This window comes from Staphylococcus intermedius NCTC 11048 (genome assembly GCF_002902385.1).
Lineage (GTDB): Bacteria > Bacillota > Bacilli > Staphylococcales > Staphylococcaceae > Staphylococcus > Staphylococcus intermedius.
In genome coordinates, this window is the sequence record NZ_PPQH01000023.1 from 698 (window position 1) to 1959 (window position 1262).

Consider the following 1262-nt stretch of genomic DNA (forward strand, 5'->3'; position numbering starts at 1 on the left):
GTTAAAGTAGTTATAACCATATTTAAAAAACGGCTGCGACAATCGTGTATACTCATCGATTGCTACGCCGTTCCTAAATGTCTGTAATCCGTTGTATTTGATTGTGTCCCCCGCTTTGAGCTTTAGCCCCTCAATCGTCATAACCTCAGAATGTTCAAGATTCCAGCTGAATTTGTCTGTATCCTTACCTAAAACAATTGTTACAGTTCTATCAAAAGTAAATTGATCAATAGGCTGTGTACCGTGATAGAACACATCACCGCTTCTAATGTTAAGGAATGTGTATGTCCGCTTCGAACTTTCTAAAGGCATTTCTATCCGCATGTCACTTGACCACAGGTAAGGAGAATCGAGCTTTTCTAACTGTAAACTACGCCCAATTGATTCGTAATACGGGTTTTCTGCTGTTTCGAAAACCACTTCAATTTCTCCTGTAGTCTTATTTGTATCAAAGTCGCTAATACTCGATAACATCAATTCCAGTTGCATACCACTTGCGTAATTCAAAGGGAATTCAAAGTCAGGTTCGTTAAACCCTTGAAACGGTATTTCGACGATAGACGGTACAAGCTCACGAATAAAAAAACGTCCTTTAAACAAATCTGCTAATTGATTTCGCAAATGGATTGCATGCGCCATCTTATCAACATTGTATTCTATTAAAAGAGTCGCTTTCCGTGATTCCTCAATTGTGGCCGTCTGGAATCTGCCGTTAAGTTTATCGATAGTCTCGAATTGATTATCGCGCTCTAAATCTCCAACATTGAACGATATAACTTTAAGCCTATCAAATGTAAAAGGGTTGTCACTGAGTCTATATGTGTTAAACCCAGAAACAACCTCTATATCTCTATAAATCAAGCAGTATCACCCCGCTTCTATGTGTAATATTCTTTTGAATCCATATCCTTAATGTAAGTTCTGAGAAATTCGGCATCAACGTCATTTTCTACATGGAGGTTAACAATAGGTCTATTGTTTTCTTCGATAGAGTGGCGCACATCGTCGTCAATAAACCCGTTTATGTCACCAACAACCGAATCGATTAATCCTGCTCCATCGAATGATGGAGAAAGTTTTGCATCAAAAGCACTCATAATACCTAACGCGGCGTTTCTACTGGCTTTTGCTGCTTTAGCTGCATATTGTTCAATTCCCATGCCAAGACCTGTCATACTGTCTCTACCTAGTTGCATAAATTTACGTGACGGTGAGTGGCTATCTAACGCGCTTTTTGCTGCGTTCAATGCACTTTTTGCTGC

General features: G+C 39.3%; 1 protein-coding gene and 1 pseudogene. Both read right to left on the bottom strand.

Annotated elements, in window-relative coordinates:
* Positions 1–639: phage tail protein (locus tag CD138_RS05620; RefSeq protein ID WP_373364642.1), on the bottom strand; the 639-nt coding region annotated here is incomplete at its 3' end.
* 239 nt (positions 640–878) lie between these two features.
* Positions 879–1262, bottom strand: a pseudogene (locus CD138_RS05625) (terminase); the annotation flags it as partial.